14 protein-coding genes are annotated in these 19,463 nt (G+C 61.0%); 3 read left to right on the top strand and 11 right to left on the bottom strand.

Annotated elements, in window-relative coordinates:
- Window positions 1–333 precede the first annotated feature (333 nt).
- The 7 genes from ACYZUC_RS05480 to glgA form a co-directional block, all read right to left on the bottom strand.
- Window positions 334–1,092, bottom strand: a complete 759-nt coding sequence (locus tag ACYZUC_RS05480) for a PIG-L deacetylase family protein (protein WP_461994153.1) — start codon at window positions 1,090–1,092, stop codon at window positions 334–336.
- Between the two features lie 215 nt (window positions 1,093–1,307).
- On the bottom strand, window positions 1,308–3,467 hold the full coding sequence (glgX, locus tag ACYZUC_RS05475) for a glycogen debranching protein GlgX (RefSeq protein ID WP_461994151.1): 2,160 nt from the start codon (window positions 3,465–3,467) through the stop codon (window positions 1,308–1,310).
- 198 nt (window positions 3,468–3,665) lie between these two features.
- Entirely contained in the window at window positions 3,666–3,992 is a 327-nt protein-coding gene (locus ACYZUC_RS05470; protein WP_461994149.1) for a DUF2934 domain-containing protein, read from the bottom strand.
- Between the two features lie 2 nt (window positions 3,993–3,994).
- A complete protein-coding gene (locus ACYZUC_RS05465; protein ID WP_461994147.1) occupies window positions 3,995–6,766 on the bottom strand; it encodes a malto-oligosyltrehalose synthase in 2,772 nt (923 codons plus the stop codon).
- Window positions 6,763–8,841: a 4-alpha-glucanotransferase gene (gene malQ / locus ACYZUC_RS05460; protein WP_461994145.1), complete on the bottom strand. Its 2,079-nt coding sequence runs from the start codon at window positions 8,839–8,841 to the stop codon at window positions 6,763–6,765. The genes ACYZUC_RS05465 and malQ overlap by 4 nt, the downstream gene beginning before the upstream one ends.
- Window positions 8,838–10,634 (bottom strand): malto-oligosyltrehalose trehalohydrolase, encoded by a 1,797-nt coding sequence (gene treZ, locus ACYZUC_RS05455; protein WP_461994143.1) that lies wholly within the window; start codon window positions 10,632–10,634, stop codon window positions 8,838–8,840. The genes malQ and treZ overlap by 4 nt, the downstream gene beginning before the upstream one ends.
- A 13-nt stretch (window positions 10,635–10,647) precedes the next feature.
- The gene (glgA, locus tag ACYZUC_RS05450; protein ID WP_461994141.1) at window positions 10,648–12,234 is read right to left on the bottom strand and encodes a glycogen synthase GlgA; all 1,587 of its coding nucleotides are present in this window, start codon (window positions 12,232–12,234) and stop codon (window positions 10,648–10,650) included.
- 555 nt (window positions 12,235–12,789) lie between these two features.
- Between glgA and ACYZUC_RS05445 the strand changes: the two genes are divergently transcribed.
- Complete coding sequence (locus tag ACYZUC_RS05445) at window positions 12,790–13,602, top strand: crotonase/enoyl-CoA hydratase family protein (protein ID WP_461994139.1); 813 nt, start codon at window positions 12,790–12,792, stop codon at window positions 13,600–13,602.
- 7 nt (window positions 13,603–13,609) lie between these two features.
- Window positions 13,610–14,440 (top strand): NAD(+) diphosphatase, encoded by an 831-nt coding sequence (gene nudC, locus ACYZUC_RS05440; protein ID WP_008026265.1) that lies wholly within the window; start codon window positions 13,610–13,612, stop codon window positions 14,438–14,440.
- Here nudC and ACYZUC_RS05435 read toward each other — a convergent pair.
- Both ACYZUC_RS05435 and ACYZUC_RS05430 read right to left on the bottom strand, forming a co-directional pair.
- On the bottom strand, window positions 14,408–15,187 hold the full coding sequence (locus ACYZUC_RS05435) for a TSUP family transporter (protein WP_407013482.1): 780 nt from the start codon (window positions 15,185–15,187) through the stop codon (window positions 14,408–14,410). The genes nudC and ACYZUC_RS05435 overlap by 33 nt on opposite strands.
- Before the next feature lie 197 nt (window positions 15,188–15,384).
- Entirely contained in the window at window positions 15,385–16,623 is a 1,239-nt protein-coding gene (locus ACYZUC_RS05430; protein ID WP_461994136.1) for an acyl-CoA dehydrogenase family protein, read from the bottom strand.
- A gap of 332 nt (window positions 16,624–16,955) precedes the next feature.
- Here ACYZUC_RS05430 and sfnG point away from each other — a divergent pair, with 332 nt between their 5' ends.
- Window positions 16,956–18,047: a dimethylsulfone monooxygenase SfnG gene (gene sfnG / locus ACYZUC_RS05425; protein ID WP_461994134.1), complete on the top strand. Its 1,092-nt coding sequence runs from the start codon at window positions 16,956–16,958 to the stop codon at window positions 18,045–18,047.
- Between the two features lie 120 nt (window positions 18,048–18,167).
- Here the strand turns inward: sfnG and ACYZUC_RS05420 are convergent, their stop codons facing one another.
- Complete coding sequence (locus ACYZUC_RS05420) at window positions 18,168–18,644, bottom strand: nuclear transport factor 2 family protein (RefSeq protein ID WP_461994132.1); 477 nt, start codon at window positions 18,642–18,644, stop codon at window positions 18,168–18,170.
- 56 nt (window positions 18,645–18,700) lie between these two features.
- Window positions 18,701–19,264: a TetR/AcrR family transcriptional regulator gene (locus ACYZUC_RS05415; RefSeq protein ID WP_192227246.1), complete on the bottom strand. Its 564-nt coding sequence runs from the start codon at window positions 19,262–19,264 to the stop codon at window positions 18,701–18,703.
- Between the last annotated feature and the right edge of the window lie 199 nt (window positions 19,265–19,463).

The raw sequence follows: 19,463 nt of genomic DNA, 5'->3' as shown, positions 1-19,463 counted from the left end.
CGACTTGCCAGTGATGGCGTCTTCAAGATTAGTGCAAGGTTCGAGGGCCTCATCGCCAGCAAGCTGGCTCCTACAGGGGTGGGGGCAATTTCGAGCGTGTGATCGACACAAACCTGTAGGAGCCGGCTTGCCGGCGATGGCGTCCGCAAGATTAGCGCAAGGTTCAAGGGCCTCATCGCCAGCAAGCTGGCTCCTACAGGGATGAGGGCAATTTCGAGCGGGTGATCGACACAAACCTGTAGGAGCTGGCTTGCCGGCGATGGCGTCTTCAAGATTAGCGCAAGGTTCAAGGGCCTCATCGCCGGCAAGCCGGCTCCTACGGGGGGTGTTGGTTTAGACGAAGACTATTTCATAGGGCAACCGCATGCGTTCCAGCAGCACCCGGGGCAGCAGCGGGGCGATACCGATGGCGGGTTCGCCGTCGAGCTGGCTGGCGTAGGCGTGGGTGGCGTGGCTTTTGCGCGCGACGGTCCAGGTGTCGAGGCGAACCTTGCGGGCGCGGTGCCACGGGATCAGCCCTCGATCACGCGTGGGCCAATGCCACGCCCAGACGGGCACTTCGTTGAACGCTGCACCGACCGAGGCGGCGGCTTTGGCACTGGCGCGGCCGACGACGTCGTGGTCGACATTGCCGTCCTCGCACCAGGTGCTGAACACCACATCACCAGGCCGCAAGTACCGCGCGATGAATTGAGTCAACTGAAGTTCACGCTCGGCCAGGGCGTTGTCGGTGAACCCGCCGCGAATCCACTTCAGACTGTGCATCGGCAAACCGAGGCGGCGCAAGGCTTCGACGCTTTCCTGGGGGCGAAACACGCTGAGGCGTTTCTCCGACCATTGCTGTGACCCCGGATGGCTGGCGCTGCCGTCGGTGATCGAGATCAATTGCAGGGGATGGCCCAGAGCGCTGAGTAATTGCAGTAGTCCGCCGCAGGTCACTACTTCATCGCCGGGATGCGGCGCGATCACCACGGCGCGGGCTCCGGGCGGGACCAGGGTCTGGGTGTTGATAACGGAAATGTTGTCGAGCTGAGGCGCGTTGTTCCAGATCTGTGCAGTAAGGCTGCTGTCGCTGATGGAAACGGATTTCATCGGGCTACGTCCTTGTTCTAATTGATAGCAATGTGCCGCTCTCCGAACCCTGGATTGCCGCGAGCAGAGTATTGCTCAAGTCACGCTATTCGTCGCGTCGATGTTCCCACCGGTACATATTTTTCTCCGGGCTGTGCCAGGTCGCGCAGTTTTCGCTGGAGTCGCTCCAGTGTCCGGCCGCTGCCTGGCAATGTAGAAACGCCCGTAGTTTCACTTCATTCTTCTTCTTCACGCTGCAATTCGAACAGCAGCAGCGATCGGCCGGTGACCGAATATTCGTGGCCGAACTCAAAGCGCTCCTGACCGCGGATCGATGGCTGATTGGTGTCGACCATGCAGGTCCAGAACCTGCCATCCGGCACTTGCGGCAAGGTGAAGTTGACGATGTCGTGGTGCGCGTTGACCACCAGTAACAAGGTGGCGTCACCGCCCTTGCGACGAATCCCGGTTTCCTGGGCTCGACCATCAAGCAACATGCCGAGGCATTTGCCGTGGGATTCCTCCCATTGTTCGGTGCTCATCTCGCTGCCATCCGGCGCCAGCCAAGTGACGTCCTTGACGCCGATGTCCTCGTTGTAATTGCCCACAAGAAAGCGACCGCGTCGCAGGATCGGGTAGGCCAGGCGCAACTTGATCAGGCGTTTGACGAACTTCAGCAACGCCTTGCCATCTTCGCTCAGGTCCCAATTGACCCAGCCGATTTCACTGTCCTGGCAATAGGCGTTGTTGTTGCCGTCCTGGGTGCGGGCGAACTCGTCACCGGCCACCAGCATCGGCGTGCCCTGGGACAGCAGCAGGGTGGCGAAGAAGTTGCGCATCTGCCGCTGGCGGAGCGCGTTGATCTCGGGATCGTCAGTCGGGCCTTCGACGCCGTGGTTCCAGGACAGATTGTTGTTGCTGCCGTCCTGGTTGTTCTCGTCGTTGGCTTCGTTGTGTTTTTCGTTGTACGACACCAGGTCGTTGAGGGTGAAGCCGTCGTGAGCGGTGACGAAGTTCACCGACGAGTAGGGCCGCCGACCACGCTGATTGAACATTTCACCGGAGGCAGTCATCCGGCTGGCGAAGTCGGCGAGTTGGCCGTCGTCGCCTTTCCAGAACGCGCGCACGGTGTCGCGGAATTTGTCGTTCCATTCGACCCAGCCCGGTGGAAAGCGACCGACCTGATAACCACCGGGACCAATGTCCCACGGTTCGGCAATCATTTTCACCTGGCGCAGTACAGGGTCCTGGCGGCAGGCAACGAGGAAGCTGTGACGTTCATCGAAACCGTCGTGGTAGCGCCCGAGAATAGTCGCCAGGTCGAAGCGGAACCCGTCCACGTGCATTTCCGACGCCCAGTAACGCAGGGAGTCAGTGACCATTTGCAGCACGCACGGGTGACTCAGGTCCAGGGTGTTGCCGGTGCCGGAATCGTTGATGTAGAAGCGCTTGTCGTCGGGCATCAAGCGGTAATACGAGGCGTTGTCGATGCCGCGCATCGACAGGGTCGGGCCCTGTTCGTTGCCCTCGGCGGTGTGGTTGTACACCACGTCGAGAATCACCTCCAGATTGGCTTCGTGCAGGTGCGCGACCATTTCCTTGAACTCGGCGATCTTGCCGCTGGCCAGGTAGCGCGGGTCCGGGGCGAAAAACGCAATGCTGTTGTAGCCCCAGTAATTGGTCATGCCTTTGTGCAACAAGTGCTGGTCATTCACGAACGCGTGAATCGGCAGCAATTCCACGGTCGATACACCGAGCTTGCGGATGTGTTCCAGCATGTCATCGACCATCAACCCGGCGAAGGTGCCACGCACGTTCTCGGGGACGGATGGGTGACGCATGCTGAAGCCGCGCACGTGAGTTTCGTAAATGATGGTTTTGTCCCACGGCACGCTGACGCGGTGGTCGTGGCCCCAGGTGTGCGCCGGGTCGATCACCTTGCATTTCGGTACAAACGGCGCGCTATCGCGTTCGTCAAAACTGAGGTCGGCGTCGGGATGGCCGATGGTGTAGCCGAATAGCGCTTCGGACCATTTCAACTGGCCGACCAGTTGTTTGGCGTAGGGGTCGATCAACAGTTTGTTGTGATTAAAGCGATGGCCGTTGGCCGGGTCATACGGGCCATAAACACGGTAGCCGTAGATCAGCCCCGGATGAGCGTCGGGGAGGTAGCCGTGGTAGATCTCGTCGGTGTATTCCGGCAGTTCGATACGCTCCAGTTCAACTTCGCCGGCGTCATCGAAGATGCACAGTTCGACCCTGGTCGCGTTGGCGGAGAACAAGGCGAAGTTGACCCCCAGACCATCCCAGGTGGCGCCCAGCGGGAAGGGCAGGCCTTCCCGGATTCGCGAAGCCTCGGCTTGAGGTTCTGGCGCGGCTTTTTTTGGACTGGTCATAGATGCTCCTGCAATTGGGGGAATCCCCTGTAGGAGCGAGGCTTGCCCGCGAAGACGGCGTGTCAGTCGATTCGAATGTTGAATGACACACCGCCTTCGCGGGCAAGCCTCGCTCCTACAGGTTTTTCGGGGGCGAACGTGCCCACGGTGGCGAGAGGGCGCTCGCCACAAGGTCAGTCAGGACAATGCCGGGAAGCGTCAGACCGCAGGCGGTTTACGCGCTGCGCGAGGTTTCTTCTCGGTGGATTTTTCGCCGGGAGGGATCACCTTTGCCGCAGCGGCCGGTTTCGCCTTGGCTTTGGTTTTCGGCTCGCCAGCCTTGCCGTTGGCTGTTTTGCTGGCGGCAGGCTTGGTGCCTGCCGCTTTGCTGCTGGCCGCCTTGGGCGATTTGCTGGGAGCGAGGGCTTCGGCTTCTGCCAGTTTTCGAGCCATCTCCCAGTGCCGGGCTTCATGGCCCACGGGTTTTCCTTCCGATTCCCAGATCTGATAGGCAAATTCGCGGATGCGTTTATCGTCGGTACTCATCGCTATGCTCCTGAACTGAACTCAAAGTTTTGGATAAAGAGATTGACCGGGAAATCCCCCAGCGCGACGCCAATCATCAACTCCTTGTGTTCTGTGACTGCGACGCTGGAAAAAAGTCCCTTCAGATTTTCGGCAGGGGTGGTAAACGGTAATTTGACTCGCGTATCGCCCCACTGCGGCGCGCCGACATGGGGTTCGGCACTGTTTTTCAGCAGGCCTGCACAGCGTATCGGGACGATCACGATGGCCTGCTTCTGGTTGTACGAGCGCGCAAATGCCAGCACCCGGTGTGCCTCGCTGCCGACCACTTCCAGCGCTTGATACGTCCCGCGTTGAAACAGCTCGGCATGTTTGGCGCGCAGGCTTAATGTGCGCGCGATCAGGGTTTGTTTGATGCGTCCGTCACGCCAGTTGGCCAGCAGCTCTGGCAGTTCCGGCGAACGTTGCATGGTGTGTTGGCGACTCGCGTAATCCACCGGGCGACGGTTGTCCGGATCGACCAGCGAGAAGTCCCAGTACTCGTTGCCTTGGTAAAGGTCCGCAATGCCTGGCACGGTCATGCGCAGCAAGGTTTGCGCCAATCCGTTAAGTGCGCCGGATGCAGCGATGGACGTCACGGCTTTGCTCAGGGCTGCGCGCAGCAGATCACCTTCGGGGCTTAGCAGAAGTCGTTCGATGAACGCCTGGGTCGCTCGTTCATATGCATCGTTCGGCGCGCTCCAGCTGCTTTGCAGCTTGGCTTCACGCAAGGCTTTCTGCTGCCACTGCCAGAGACGTATGACGTAGTCCTCAAGCGCGGGCCGATCGTCGTCGCGCAGTTCCAACGGCCAACTGCCGAGAATCGTCTGATACAGAATCAATTCATCGCCCGCCGAAGGCATCGCATCGTCGTCGCGCACCGGCCGGGCCAGCGTCTGCCAGAGCGGCACCTGCTCGGCGAACCACGCGCTGCGCTCGCTCAACACCGCCAGCCTGGCACGGGTGTCTTCGCCGCGTTTGTGGTCGTGGGTCGCGGTGGCCAGCAGGTTGTCGGGGAATTCTTCGAGACGATTGAGGCACGCGGCATGGAAGTCAGCCACCGGGGCGCTGAATTGTTCCGTGTTGAACCCCACGTCATTACGCGACAGCAAAACCGCCGAGCGATAAAACGCGGTGTCCTCGACTGCTTTCGCTGCTGCCGGTGAAGTCAGTTGCTGAAAACGCACGCAGGCATGCTTGAGCATCTTGCGCGGGCGACCCACCGGGCGTTTGCGCCAGGGTTCGCCACCCAGCCATCGGGCCAGGCAATCGAGCACCGGCCAATCCGCTTCGCCGAGGGTTTGTCGCGCGCCGTCCATGGCTTGCTGAAAAAACCCATCGTCCTCGGCGGAGCGTCCACGAGGGCTGATGTAGGTGCGATACACCGGGAAGTGCACGATCAGTTCCTGCAACGCCCGACGAATCGCGCCGAGGGTCAGGTCGCGGGTCATCACATCATCCCGGGCCACTTGCAGCAGCGCCTGGGCGACACTTTCGAAGTCGCCGGCAAGCGAGCCGTTGAGAATTTGCTGACGGGCCAGGTGTGCTTCCTGGCGGAAATCGGCAGGCCGCTCGCTGAAGCGGTTCCACACTTCGCCGAGGGTTTGCGCACCGGCGGGATCATGTTGCAGCAGCGACACCTGGTTCATGAATTCATAACCGGTGGTGCCGTCCACCGACCAGTCACGGTGCAGGGTTTCACCTTCGCCGAGAATTTTCTCGACGTAGATCGGCAGGTGTCGGCCCGGCGCCAGGCTGTCGACCCGGCGCCGCAGTTTGCGGCAATAACCGCGTGGATCGGCGAGACCATCGATGTGGTCAATGCGCAAGCCGTCGATCAGCCCCTCGGCGACCAGTTCGAAGATTTTTGCGTGAGTCGCTTCGAACACAGCCGGGCGCTCGACACGCAGACCGCCCAGCTCGTTGATATCGAAAAAGCGCCGCCAGTTGATGTCATCCGCCGCCGTGCGCCAACTGGCGAGGCGATAGCTTTGACGTTCCAGCAACCGGTGCAGGCGCTGGAAACCGTCTGGTGTAAGCGAATCGTAGGCTTGCAGGTTCTGCTCGATGACTTGAAGCAGGGCCGGGTCGCTGGCCAATTCGCGCAGCTCGTCTTTCAGCGGTTTCGCCAGGCGGTGGGCGTCCGTCTGGTAACTCAAAGCGCTGAAACGATCGGCCAGTGACTTGAATCGCTCGGTATCGTCTTTGAGCAATTCGCCGTAGTTCATCGGGCAAATCGGGAAGTGATGATCGTAGTGTTCGACGTAAAAAGCGCCGTGCTGCGCATCGAAGCGCAAGGGCAGGGTGCCGTCCTGCAACGCCACGCCATAGTCGCTGCCGAGGAATGGCAGCAAGAGCTGACCCTCCATCAACGGATCGGGCGAATGCCATTGGATGTCGAAAAACTCGCCGTACGGGCTCAAACGACCCCATTCCAGCAAGTCCAGCCACCAGGGATTATCGCCGCCACCGACGGCCATGTGGTTGGAGACAATGTCGAGGATCAGCCCCATGTTCTGCTCACGCAACGCGCTGACCAAACGGCGTAACGCCGCTTCGCCGCCCAGTTCCGGGTTGACCGTGGTCGGGTCCACCACGTCATAGCCGTGCATGGAACCTGCGCGAGCGCTCAGCAGCGGCGAGGCGTAGACATGGCTGATGCCGAGGCGGGCGAAATAGGACACCAGCGGCACCGCATCGTCCAGCGTGAAGCCCTTATGAAACTGCAAACGCAGGGTCGCGCGTGGTTGATTCATTGGTCACGCTCGGCCGCCTGAAGCCGCGCGCAGGCAAGCAATTCCAGGCGCCGGGCAGCGTCCAGGTCATCGAGCAAGGCTTCGCTGGCGCCGGGCAAGCGACGCGACCAATTCGGATGGGTGTCGATGGTGCCGGGCAGGTTGGCCTGCTGCTCGATGCCCAGTGCATCCTCCAGCGGCAGCAACACCAGCGGCGCGCGGGTATGGCCGAGGAAGCGAATGGCTGCGTCGAGTATCTGATCGGTCTCATGGGACTCTTCGCGGAAGTTCTGCGGGTCCTGGCTCAACACCCGGCGCAGGCCTTCGCGCTCCCGTTCACGGTGACGGCGCCACTCGATTTCACCCGTGGCGTCGACCAGGCCCAATCGGGCATTCCAGTCGATATCGTGGCCATGCCACCAGCCGTTGAGCGTCGGCAAATCGTGGGTGCTGGTGGTGGCCAGTGCGTTGTCCGGCCAGTCGAGGATCGGCTTGAAATGTGTGTTGTCCTGCTCGAACAGCAACACGCGCATGCCGAGTATCGAACGGGCGATGAGTTTTTCCCGCAGCCCGTCCGGCACCGTGCCGAGGTCTTCGCCAAGGACGATGGCCTGATGTCGATGGGACTCGAGGGTCAGCAGGCGCAGCAGATCGTCCACCGGGTAATACAGATAAGCACCATCGGCGGGTGACGCGCCGTTGGGGATCACCCACAGCCGTTGCAGGCCCATGACGTGATCGATGCGCAGGCCGCCGGCATTGGCGAAGTTGGCCCGGAGCATTTCGATGAACGCACGAAATCCGTGACGCACCAGGCCTTCGGGCGAGAACGCAGAAATCCCCCAGCCCTGGCCCGCGCGATTGAGAATGTCCGGCGGCGCACCCACCGTCAGCGAGGCGAGCAATTCGTCCTGGCGACTCCAGGCCTGGCTACCACCGCCGTCGGCACCGACCGCCAGATCGGCGATCAGGCCGATGCTCATGCCGCTGCTGCGCGCGGCGGTTTGTGCGCGCTCCAGGCAACGGGTCATCAGCCACTGGCAGAAGGCGAAGAAGCCGATGCGCCCGGCGTTCTCTTCGGCAAATTCAGCCAGCGCGGCGCTGCGTGGGTCGCGCCATTGCTCGGGCCACTCGCGCCAGTCGAGGTTTTCACCTTTGGCGGCACGGGCTTCCTGAATGGCTTCGAAACGACAGTGGTTCTCCAGCGCTTCGCCAGCCGCGTGGCGGAAGCTGCTGAAATCGGCGTGCAACGGGTGTTCGCCCTGGACAAATCCTTCGTACAACGCCTGCAACAGACGGTGCTTGGCGTCGGCCGCCACGGGCCAATCAACCAGCGGCTGTTGCTCCAGATGCTTGAGCTCGGCGGCGAGCCCGGTGGTGTCAATCGCCGTGCGCATCGCTCGCTCGCCAAGGATCGCGCCGGGCGCCGCGTACAGGCTGTTGAGGAACAGGCGGCTGGACGGCGAATAAGGGCTATAGCGTTGGGTGTCGCTGCTGAACATCGCGTGCAGCGGACTGATGGCCAGCGCTTCGGCGCCACGCTCACCGGCCACGCGGGCCAGATCTTCCAGCGCCTGGGTGTCGCCAAAACCGCCATCGCCGGGACGGCGCAGCGAGTACAGCTGCACGCTCAGCCCCCAGGCGCGAGGGATCGGGCTGTCGACCGCATCGCCGACGCTGTAGCAGCGCGCCGGCGCCACGGCCAGCGTAAAGGATTGGCCATCGATACTGACGTGCTGATAACCGACGGGAATCAGGCCGGGCAACATCGCCTGGGCATCCAGTTTCAGGTTGAGCCGCGAGCCGTCTTCAAGGTGGATCTCGCAGGGTGTCTGCGGCTCGAAATAATGCGCGAGGTTGAGGCCCACACCAAAGTCCGCGGTCAGCAGCGGCGGCAGATGCCGGGTTTGTTGAACCTGTAGCAGTTCTTGCAGGCTGGCATCGATTTCCTGGGCGCTGCCGGCCGGGTGGCCGAGCCCGGTCAGGACATTGCGTAACACCGATGGCGCGACTTTTTGTGGGCGGCCGTTGGCATCGATCCAGTCGACGGCCAGGCCAGCTCGGCTGGCCAGTATTTCCAATTGCGCATCGCTCATGGGCGCTCTCCATCCGGGGGTAGCAAAGGGGCTGCGGCCGTGAGGCTGACTAGCGCGCAATACGGGGCAAGGGTGCCCTGATTCAGCAGGTCGGCGGACTTCGGCGGGTGTTCGAACAACAACGAAGTGCCGGCCTGTGGGGAGTGGACCACCGGCTTGTCGCTGAGGTTCAGGTCAATGCGCAGCAGGCTGCCATCGCCCAATTGCCAGCGTGCGCTCACCGCGCCTGGCGCCAGTACCTCGGCACCCAACGGGTGTGCACCAGGCAGTCGCGCGATGATCTGCTCGTGGCGGATTTTCAGCAGTTGGCGATACAGCGCGTAAATGGCCGACTGCCCGCTCGCCGTCAGATTCGGCCGAGAGTCTTCGAAGGTCTGCTGCGCGTTCGGGTCGGGAATCTGTTGACGCTTTGCCGGATCGGCAAATGCGTCGAATGCGCAAAATTCGTTACGCCGACCTTCACGAACAAGTTCCGCCAGTTCGCCATGATGGCTGGTGAAGAACAGGAACGGTTGCTCGGCGGCAAACTCGTCGCCCATGAACATCAGCGGGATCATCGGCGATAACAGCAACAATGCCGTCGCGGCTTTTAAGGCGTCGGGGTGGGCGAGTTGGTGCAGCCGTTCGCCGAATGCGCGATTGCCGATCTGGTCATGGTTCTGCAAGAACAGCACAAACGCCGTGGGCGGCAAATGACCGCTGGGCTCGCCGCGAGCTACGCCGTGGCGGTTGGTGTGGCCCTGGAACACGAAGCCCTGGCTCAGGCAGCGTGCCAACTGCTCGGTAGGGTTGTCGGCATAGTCGGCGTAATAGGCCTCGGTTTCACCGGTCAGCAGCACGTGCAAGGCGTTGTGGCCGTCGTCGTTCCACTGCGCGTCGTAACCTTCCTGCAGCAGGCTGGCCTGGTTGTGTTCGTTTTCGACTGTCAGCCACACGTGGCGCGCCGGGTCGATTTGCTGCCGGATGCGTTGCGCCAGTTCCTGTAGAAAGTCCGGGCTTTTGATCGCGTGCACCGCGTCGAAGCGCAAACCGTCAAAACGGTATTCCAGCAACCACATCAACGCATTGTCGATAAAGAAGTCGCGCACCTCGCGTCGACGGAAGTCGATGGCCGCTCCCCAAGGCGTGTGCTTGTCTTCATTGAAGAACGCCTTGGCGTAGCGATGCAGATAATTGCCGTCCGGGCCGAAGTGGTTGTAGACCACGTCGAGCATCACCGCCAGACCATGGCCGTGGGCGCTGTCGATCAGGTGCTTGAGTTGCTCGGGCGTGCCGTAGGACGCCTGGGGCGCGTAGGGCAGAACCCCGTCGTAGCCCCAATTGCGATCACCGGGGAACTGCGCCAGCGGCATCAGTTCGATGGCAGTAATGCCCAGTCCGGCAAGCCGCGCCAGGTGCTGCTCGACCTCGACGAAACCGCCGAGCGCACCGACATGCAACTCGTAGATCACCGCCTCGTTCCAGGGCCGTCCCAGCCAGTCGCGGTGTCGCCACGTGTAGGCGAGGGGATCGACCACCACGCTGTGCCGATGAATGTCACCGGCCTGAGCGCGGGAGGCCGGGTCGGGCACCTCGAGTTCGCCATCAATGTTGTAGCGGTAACGCGTGCCCGCAGGACAGCGCGTCTTGATCACGAACCAGCCATCGGCCTGAGGCAGCAACGGCAAGGACTGTCCATCTTCCAGTTCGACACTGACAAAAAAAGCATCCGGCGCCCACAAGGCAAAACGCGTGTGCTCTGCGTCCAGCATGATTGCGCCGTGGGGCCAGGTCTCAAGGGTCCGTAACGGCATCGTTGAAAACCTCTTACTGTTTGTTCGATTTCCCCAGCGCTTTAGCCACCAGCTGTTCGTAGAGTTCGGCGTAGGGTTCGACGGCTTTGCACCAGTTGAACGGTGCGGCCATGGCCCGGCAACGCATGGCATTGAGCAAGCCAGGAAAGGCGAACACCTTGAAGGCACGGCTCAGGGCTTCCTGATAACTCTCGACCGTGGATTCGTCGAACAGGAAACCGGTCACGCCATTTTCGATGGTGTCGGCCAGGCCGCCGGTGTTGCGTGCCACCGGCAACGAACCAAAACGCTGGGCGTACATCTGGCTCAAGCCGCACGGTTCATAACGCGAGGGCATCAGCAGGAAATCGCTGCCGGCGAACATGCGGCGGGCGTCGGTTTCGTTGAAGCCGATGCGCACGCCGATCTGCCCTGGAAAGCGCAGGGCCAGTTCACGCATTGCCTGTTCTTCTTCCGGCTCGCCGCGCCCGATGATCGCGATCTGTCCACCGGATTTGACGATGTACTCGGACACGCCTTCCGTCAGGTCCAGGCCTTTCTGATAGACCAGACGCGAGACCACGGCGAACAGCGGACCTTCGGAGTCGTCCAGCCCGAACAACTCGCGCACGTGCGCCGCGTTGACCGCTTTGCCTTCCCAGTCACCGATGCTGAACGGACGGAACAGGTGGGTGTCCGTGGCGGCGTCCCAGCTCTCATCGATGCCATTTGGAATGCCGCTGAGCAGGCCTTGCTGGGTCTTGGCGTCAAGAAAACCGTCGAGGCCGCAGCCGAAGGCCGGCGTGGTAATTTCCTGGGCGTAGGTGGCGCTGACAGTGGTGATGTGGCTCGAATAAGCCATGCCGGCCTTGAGGAACGACATCTTGCCGTAAAACTCCATGCCTTCCTGTTGCAGGGCATGTGCGGGAATGCCCAGCTCGGGGCACGACCCCAGGCTGGTCACGCCTTGATAAGCGAGGTTGTGAATGGTGAACAGCGTCGGCGTGCGTTGACCGCGCCAGTGCATATAGGCAGGGGCCAGGCCGGCGGGCCAGTCATGGGCGTGCACCAGGTCCGGGCACCAGTGGATTTGTGCGAGGTTGGCGGCGATGTCGGCAGCCGCCAGGCCCAGGCGGGCGAAACGAATATGGTTGTCCGGCCAGTCGCGGCCGTTATTGGCGCCGTAAGGTGAACCTTCGCGCTCGTACAGTTCAGGACAGATCAACACGTAAATAACCAGACCGTCGGGCATGTCCATGCGCCCGATCTTGCAGGCAGGCAGCGCGGCATGACCACCGAGTTCACCAATAATGTGAATCGGGTTTTCGCTGTGCAGCACTTGCGGGTAACCGGGGATCAGCACACGCACATCGTGCAATTGCGCCATGGCCCGGGGCAGCGCCGCGGAAACATCACCCAGACCGCCGGTCTTCACCAGGTCGGCGATTTCCGAGGTCACGAACAACACTTTCTTTCTGTTGGGATTCTGACTGACCACCGGCGTCAACGTCTTGGTGCCCGTAACGCTGATCGATTGGGCACTTGGGGCGCTCACGGCGCTCGTTTCGCCGACCTGCTGATGAGCACGTTCTCCCTGAATATCTAAAGCCGTACTGATCATATGAATCTCCCGTGTTGTTGATCTAGTTCTAGGTCTGGCAAACGGTACTTCGTGGCCAAATCCTGTGGCCGGGCGCAAACGCGCTACGCATCGGTGAGCAAACGCTGCCCATGCGTTAAAGCAGAATGGCTGGAGTGGCCGTTGCAAGGATTGCACCAGTCGCAACGCACCTACCTTTCAGAGGACCGGCCACAAATGGCAAAAGTTTCGATTTTTTTGGCACTTTGTGACCGACCGGTTTTGCCCCGCGAAAAGGAGTCTAGGCCAGAACTTAGAGCGGTGAAGGCCATATGGCAAAATTGTTCGACAATCGGTTAAAAGCGGTACGAACGTGCCGGATAGAGGGCAGAACGCTCCGACGAAGTGCATGTTTTTCCGCGATTCAGCCCCAAAAAGTAACCTGGCAGTCACATGAATGTGCGAGAGCGATTACGGCTGCGCACTGTTGTGGTGCGCTCGCAGGTCCCGCTTTTGGCCGAACCGCTGCCTTACTGCGGCGCGGGTTGCCTTGTTATAGTTCGGGCCTCATTTTTTGCCCGGTAAAGGATCACTGCCATGTCTCAGTACACTGCGTTCACCGTCGAACTGGCCGATAAAATTGCCCATGTGCAGATCAATCGTCCGGAAAAGATCAACTCGATGAACGCCGCGTTCTGGAGCGAGATCATCGAGATCTTCCAGTGGATCGATGACACCGACGAAGTCCGGGTGGTGGTGCTCAGCGGCGCCGGCAAACACTTTTCCTCCGGTATCGACCTGATGATGCTGGCCGGTGTGGCCAATGAACTGGGCAAGGACGTCGGCCGCAATGCACGCCTGCTGCGCCGCAAGATCCTCGCGCTGCAAGCGTCTTTCAATGCCGTCGACAACTGCCGCAAGCCGGTGCTGGCAGCGATTCAGGGTTATTGCCTGGGTGGCGCGATCGACCTGATTGCATCCTGCGACATGCGTTATGCCGCCGAAGACGCGCAATTCTCGATCAAGGAAATCGACATCGGCATGGCCGCCGACGTTGGCACCTTGCAACGCTTGCCGCGGATCATCGGTGACGGCATGCTGCGTGAACTGGCTTACACTGGTCGCTCGTTTGGCGCCGAGGAAGCGCGCAGCATCGGCCTGGTCAATCGCGTCTACAGCGACGCCGCCAGCCTGCTCGACGGTGTCATGGGCATTGCCCGGGACATCGCCGGCAAGTCGCCGATTGCGATCACCGGCACCAAAGAGATGATCAGCTACATGCGCGACCATCGCATTGACGACGGCCTCGAATACGTCGCTACCTGGAACGCCGCCATGCTGCAATCCACTGACTTGCGCGTGGCCATGGCCGCCCATATGAGCAAACAGAAACCCGAATTTCTGGATTGATTGAAAAATGACTTCACGCTGGACCACCGCAGTACTGGACACCGATCAACCGGGCGGCTGGGCCGTCGCGCGCAGCCCCGAAGGCTTCCTGTTCGACGACAATGGCGCGCTGTTCCCGCGTGAATGGCTCAAGCGTCAGGACCTGCCGGTTCTGGCCGAGCACGGCATCGGTCATCTGGATGGCGAACCGGTCTACCTGCTGGAGCTGCGCAGTCACAGCGAAGTACCGGGCTGCAACTGGAAAGGCTTGCGGGCGTTCATGCTCGATGGCGATCACGCGGTTTACAAAGTGCTGGGTTATGCCGCGCAGATCGGCACCTGGGCCCGTGAACACCGTTTTTGCGGTAACTGCGGGCAGGCGACCTTGCAGGTGCCGCGTGAACGGGCGATGTATTGCGAGCCGTGCAATTTGCGCTATTACCCGCGGATTTCGCCGAGCATGATCGTGCTGATCACCCGTGGCGATGAAGTCTTGCTGGCGCGTTCGCCACGGTTTGTCACCGGGGTCTACAGCACGCTGGCGGGTTTTGCCGAGCCGGGCGAGTCTGCTGAAGACTGCCTGATTCGCGAGGTGCGTGAAGAGGTGCAGATCGAGGTCAAGAACATCCAGTACATGGGCAGCCAGTGCTGGCCGTTCCCGCACTCGATGATGCTTGGCTTTCACGCCGAATACGCCGGCGGCGAGATTGTCTGTCAGGAGGACGAGATCGAGGACGCCCAGTGGTTCAACGTGCACGAGCTGCCGCCGTTGCCGGCGTCACGCTCGATTGCCCGTTACCTGATCGACGTCTATGTGGCGCGGCGCTTAGGCCACGCTGAACCAGTGCTGCCAGGCTAGGCGCACGGTCAGACCCAGCACTACGGTGATGAACACCGGACGAATGAACTTGGCTCCGCCGCTGATGGCGGAGCGCGCACCGAAGAACGCACCGACCATCACCGACAGGCCCATGCTCAGGCCGATGATCCAGTCCACTTGCCCGGAAAAGATGAACACCGACAGCGCCGCAATGTTGCTGACGAAGTTCATGCTGCGCGCCACGCCGCTGGCCTTCACCAGGTCGATGGGGTACATCAGCAGGCTGCTCACGGTCCAGAACGCTCCGGTGCCGGGGCCGGCCACACCGTCGTAGAAACCGAGGCTGAAGCCTTGGGTCGATTGCCACTTTTTCTTGATCGGGGCGTCGCTGTCCAGCGGCGCTTTCGGCGTGCCACCGAACAACAGGTAGAGGCCGCAGGCGAACACGATCACCGGCAGCATTTTGTTCAGCCACTCGGCGGGCAGGTAATGCGCGACTACGGCACCGGTCAGCGCGCCAACCAAGGTGCCGACGATGGCGTGCACCCACTGCCGGGGATGGAACAGTTTGCGCCGATAGAAGGTGAAACTGGCGGTGGCCGAGCCGAAGGTCGAACTGAGTTTGTTGGTGCCCAGCACCAGGTGCGGCGGCAGGCCAGCGGTCAACAGCGCCGGAGTGGTCAGCAGACCGCCGCCACCGGCAATGGCGTCGATGAAACCGGCAATGAAGGCGACGACGGCCAGGATGGCGAGGGTGGTGAGGTCAACGCTGAGTTCGAAAGGCATGGAAATGGGCTTATTCGGCGGGGTGCAGCAAAGGGCTGCGGGGAAGGGCCGGTATCTTACCTAGATCCAACTTTTGCTGCGACTGGTGTGGCCTCTTCGCGGGCAAGTCGGATCGCCGCCCGCTCGCTCCTACAGGGGGAATGCGCTTAACCGTAGGAGCGAGGCTTGCCCGCGAAGACTGACTTGCAGGCGCTACATCACTTGGAGGCAGGCCCATTCCCGATCTGCCACACAAACGGCGGTTCAGTCCCGTTAATCTCCCAATCCCCGACAATCCGCGCCTTGTAGATCACCGGATTATGCGAAGACACGGTCCGCGCATTACGCCAATGCCGGTCCAGCGATTTGCCCTGACGCACATCCGAAGCCCCCAGCGCATTGAACAGCTCGGTGGTCGCCCGCTGAATCAGCTCCGACACCACCACCTGCGCTTTCGCCGATTCGAGCTCCGCCGCAACATTCGCCGCCCGCTCCAGCGCGTCATCGCCCGAAAACCGCGCCAGATACGCTCGCTGCGCCGGTTGCGCGGCCTTCAACGCGCTCGCTTCGGCGGCGTATACCAGCGCCGCCACTTCACCGACGACTTGTTGAACTTGCGAGTCCTCGCTGACGCGCTGGGCATTGCCATGGCTGTAAATACGTTTGCGCTCACGTACCTGATGCGCCACGTCACGTAACGCAGCGCGACCGATCCCGGCCAGCGTGGCCAACAGCACGAGCTGATAAAACGCCGTTTGGTATTTGAAACGGGTGGCGAAGTCGATGATGTTTTCGACGTCCACCTCGGCGTCGATAAACCGCGACGTGCCGCTGCCCGTGGTGCGCTGACCGAAACCGTCCCAGTCATCGCTTTGCACGATCCCCGGTTGCCGGGTGCGCACCGCTGCGATGACATCGCCACCGGTGTCACTGCGCTGGGCGTAGACGTCGATCCAGTCGGAAAACAGGCTGCCGGTGCTGTAAAACTTCTCACCGTTGAGCCGCCAGCCGTCGCCATTGGGCGAGACTTTGGTGATCACATCGCCAATCGCCACATTGCCGATTTCAGTCCAGGCGCAGCCGACAATGTCGCCGTCGACAAAGCGTTTGAACCACAGGTCCCGTGCAGGCCCTGGCGTGGCGTTCAAGCGGTCCTCGGCAAACGCGAAATGTCCGCGCAATGCCTGGGGCACGTTGGAATCGGCTTCGGCCAGTTCGATCAGCAACTCAAACAGCTGAGGCAGGGAGGCGCCGCCACCACCGTATTCCACCGGCACGCACACCGCGCCGAAACCTGCTTCCTTCAGCCACTGGATGGGCTCGTAAGGCAGGCTGCGCGACTGTTCACGCTCAACGGCACCGGCGGCGATGCGCTGGAAAATCGGGCGGAATCTCGCGGCCAGCGCTTCATAGTCAGTGCCAATGGACAGCGGATTGATTACCTGGTGTTCGGTCATGGGACAGCTCCTTGGATCGGCAGTGGATGCCAAGGGGGATTGCATGGTCCATGCCGGGTAGAGGCCGCCAGGATTTGCGGGGGTGAGCAGGCCTGCATATGGCCCAAGTGTTGCTGGGTCAACAGCAACACAGCAAATTGCCCTGACACACACCGATTCCTGTGGGAGCGAGCCTGCTCGCGATGGCGGTGTGTCAGCCAACACATATGTTGAATGTTCAACCGCTATCGCGGGCAAGCCCGCTCCCACAGGGGATTTCGGTCGGTACAGGAAAGCACTGGCACGGTTGCTGCTCTCACCCAAGGACTTCCTAACGTCCCGAGGACACGCCAATGAGTCAGCAAGCCGTCAAATTTGCCTACTGGGTGCCGAACGTCAGCGGCGGGCTGGTGGTCAGCAAGATCGAGCAACGCACCCACTGGGGCATCGACTACAACCGCAAACTGGCGCAACTGGCCGAAGAGGCGGGGTTCGAATATGCCCTGACTCAGATTCGCTTCACCGCCGGTTACGGTGCCGAGTACCAGCATGAGTCTGTCGCCTTTAGCCACGCGCTGCTCGCCGCCACCACCACATTGAAAGTCATCGCGGCGATCCTGCCCGGGCCCTGGCAACCCGCGCTGGCGGCCAAGCAACTGGCGACCATCGATCAACTGACCAACGGCCGCATCGCGGTGAACATCGTCAGTGGTTGGTTCAAAGGTGAATTCCAGGCGATCGGCGAACACTGGCTGGAGCACGACGAGCGCTATCGCCGCTCCGAAGAATTCATTCGCTCGCTCAAAGGCATCTGGAGCCAGGACAACTTCACTTTTCGCGGTGACTTCTACCGCTTCGACAATTACAGCCTCAAACCGAAACCGCTGGGCCAACCGGAAATCTTTCAGGGCGGCAGCTCCCGTGCAGCACGGGACATGGCGGCACGAGTTTCGGACTGGTACTTCACCAACGGCAACACACCGGAAGGCATCAAGGCGCAAGTCGACGATATCCGCAGCAAGGCCGCCGCGAACAATCACTCGGTGAAGGTCGGGGTCAACGCGTTCGTCATCGCCCGCGACACCGAAGAAGAGGCACGCGCAGTGCTGGCGCAGATCATCGATCAGGCTGATCCGGAAGCGGTGAATGCCTTTGGCGATGCGGCGAAACAGGCGGGCAGGGCATCACCGGAAGGCGAGGGCAATTGGGCCAAATCGACGTTCGAGGATCTGGTGCAGTACAACGACGGCTTCAAGACCAACCTGATCGGCACGCCGCGGCAAATTGCCGAGCGGATTGTGGCGTTGAAAGCGGTGGGCGTGGATTTGGTGCTGGCGGGATTTTTGCACTTTCAGGAAGAGGTGAAGTATTTCGGCAAGCGGGTGCTGCCGTTGGTGCGGGAGCTGGAGGCTGAGGCCCGCGTGAAACAAGCCGAAGTCGCCTGACCACCACAAACCTTTGTAGGAGCCGGCTTGCCGGCGATGGCGGTATCACAGACAACATCTTCGTTGAATGTGAGGACGCTATCGCCGGCAAGCCGGCTCCTACAGGGGTGCGATGTGTGTTTACAGACCCAGGTCGGACAACCCCGGATGATCATCCGGGCGACGCCCCAGCGGCCAGTGGAACTTGCGCTCGCTTTCCTTGATCGGCATGTCGTTGATGCAGGCGAACCGGTTGGCCATCAGGCCGTTCTCGTCGAACTCCCAGTTTTCGTTGCCGTAGGAACGGAACCAGTTGCCCGAGTCGTCGTGCCATTCATAGGCGTAGCGCACGGCGATGCGGTTGCCGGTGAACGCCCAGAGTTCCTTGATCAGTCGATAGTCCAGTTCCTTGGCCCATTTGCGCGTCAGGAAACCTTTGGCTTCTTCACGGTTGTAGGCGAATTCGGCGCGGTTGCGCCATTTGGTGTCCAGTGTGTAGGCCAGAGACACGCGCTCTGCGTCACGGGAGTTCCAGCCATCTTCGGCCAGGCGAACTTTTTCGATGGCCGATTCACGGGTAAACGGCGGCAATGGCGGACGAACTTCGGCGTTAGACATTTAAAGTCTCCCTATAAAGTTAAAGTTCAAGCAAGTTGTCGGGCTTGTTTAAAGTGTTACAGGTCCAATAACTTTCGCGCCATGCATTGCGCATTATCGGCGGCACTGTGATCACCCATGACAAGCGCCACGGTAATGGCGCCATCGATCAGGATCAGCAGCTGTTTGGCCAGCGTCTCCGGGTCGGTTGCGCCATGTTCGGTGCAGAGCTCGCGCACGTAGTCGAGCAGCTTCTGTTTGTGTTCTTTGGCGACCAGCCGGACCGGGTCTTGCGGGTCGCCGGTTTCACCGCTGGTGTTGATGAAAGCGCAGCCACGGAAGCCTTCGGAGGCAAACCAGGCCTTGAGCACGGTAAACAGGTTGAGCAGCCGGTCGGCCGGGGTTTCGGCCTGGTCGACGGCACTTCTGTACCAGAGCATCCAGCGCACGTCGCGGCGTTGCAGGGCAGCGACGGTCAACTCCTCCTTGTTGGCGAAGTAGCGGTAGATGCTTTTTCTGGAGACGCCGGCGGTTTTCACCAGAAGATCCATGCCCGTGGCAGCGATGCCACTTTTGTAGATCAACTTTTCGGTGACATCCAGAATGATGTCGCGTGTGTCGTTGCTAGTGATTTCGTTCATGTGGCACACAGTAGAACGATCGTTCTCCTTTGTCAAATATTATTTTGTGTCGGTCTTGAAATCGCCATCGCCGGCAAGCCAGCTCCTACAGTTGACCGCATTCCCATGTGGGAGCGATGGGGTTATTACAGACCGTAACAAGACCCAAACCCCTCCATGGTGTAAGCTCTCAACCTCTCCGGATTCGACCCATTGCGAG

This window comes from Pseudomonas sp. GT1P32, assembly GCF_054897805.1.
The sequence above is the reverse complement of the archived record's forward strand: the minus strand, read 5'-3'. Positions and strand labels throughout refer to the sequence as shown.

Coding starts and splice junctions, on each gene's coding strand:
- nudC (WP_008026265.1), top strand. CDS start 13,610: ATGACTTCACGCTGGACCACCGCAGTACTGGACACCGATCAACCGGGC.
- sfnG (WP_461994134.1), top strand. CDS start 16,956: ATGAGTCAGCAAGCCGTCAAATTTGCCTACTGGGTGCCGAACGTCAGC.
- glgA (WP_461994141.1), bottom strand. CDS start 12,234: ATGATCAGTACGGCTTTAGATATTCAGGGAGAACGTGCTCATCAGCAG.
- glgX (WP_461994151.1), bottom strand. CDS start 3,467: ATGACCAGTCCAAAAAAAGCCGCGCCAGAACCTCAAGCCGAGGCTTCG.
- ACYZUC_RS05420 (WP_461994132.1), bottom strand. CDS start 18,644: ATGTCTAACGCCGAAGTTCGTCCGCCATTGCCGCCGTTTACCCGTGAA.
- ACYZUC_RS05480 (WP_461994153.1), bottom strand. CDS start 1,092: ATGAAATCCGTTTCCATCAGCGACAGCAGCCTTACTGCACAGATCTGG.
- ACYZUC_RS05445 (WP_461994139.1), top strand. CDS start 12,790: ATGTCTCAGTACACTGCGTTCACCGTCGAACTGGCCGATAAAATTGCC.
- ACYZUC_RS05430 (WP_461994136.1), bottom strand. CDS start 16,623: ATGACCGAACACCAGGTAATCAATCCGCTGTCCATTGGCACTGACTAT.
- ACYZUC_RS05415 (WP_192227246.1), bottom strand. CDS start 19,264: ATGAACGAAATCACTAGCAACGACACACGCGACATCATTCTGGATGTC.
- ACYZUC_RS05435 (WP_407013482.1), bottom strand. CDS start 15,187: ATGCCTTTCGAACTCAGCGTTGACCTCACCACCCTCGCCATCCTGGCC.
- ACYZUC_RS05470 (WP_461994149.1), bottom strand. CDS start 3,992: ATGAGTACCGACGATAAACGCATCCGCGAATTTGCCTATCAGATCTGG.
- ACYZUC_RS05465 (WP_461994147.1), bottom strand. CDS start 6,766: ATGAATCAACCACGCGCGACCCTGCGTTTGCAGTTTCATAAGGGCTTC.
- malQ (WP_461994145.1), bottom strand. CDS start 8,841: ATGAGCGATGCGCAATTGGAAATACTGGCCAGCCGAGCTGGCCTGGCC.
- treZ (WP_461994143.1), bottom strand. CDS start 10,634: ATGCCGTTACGGACCCTTGAGACCTGGCCCCACGGCGCAATCATGCTG.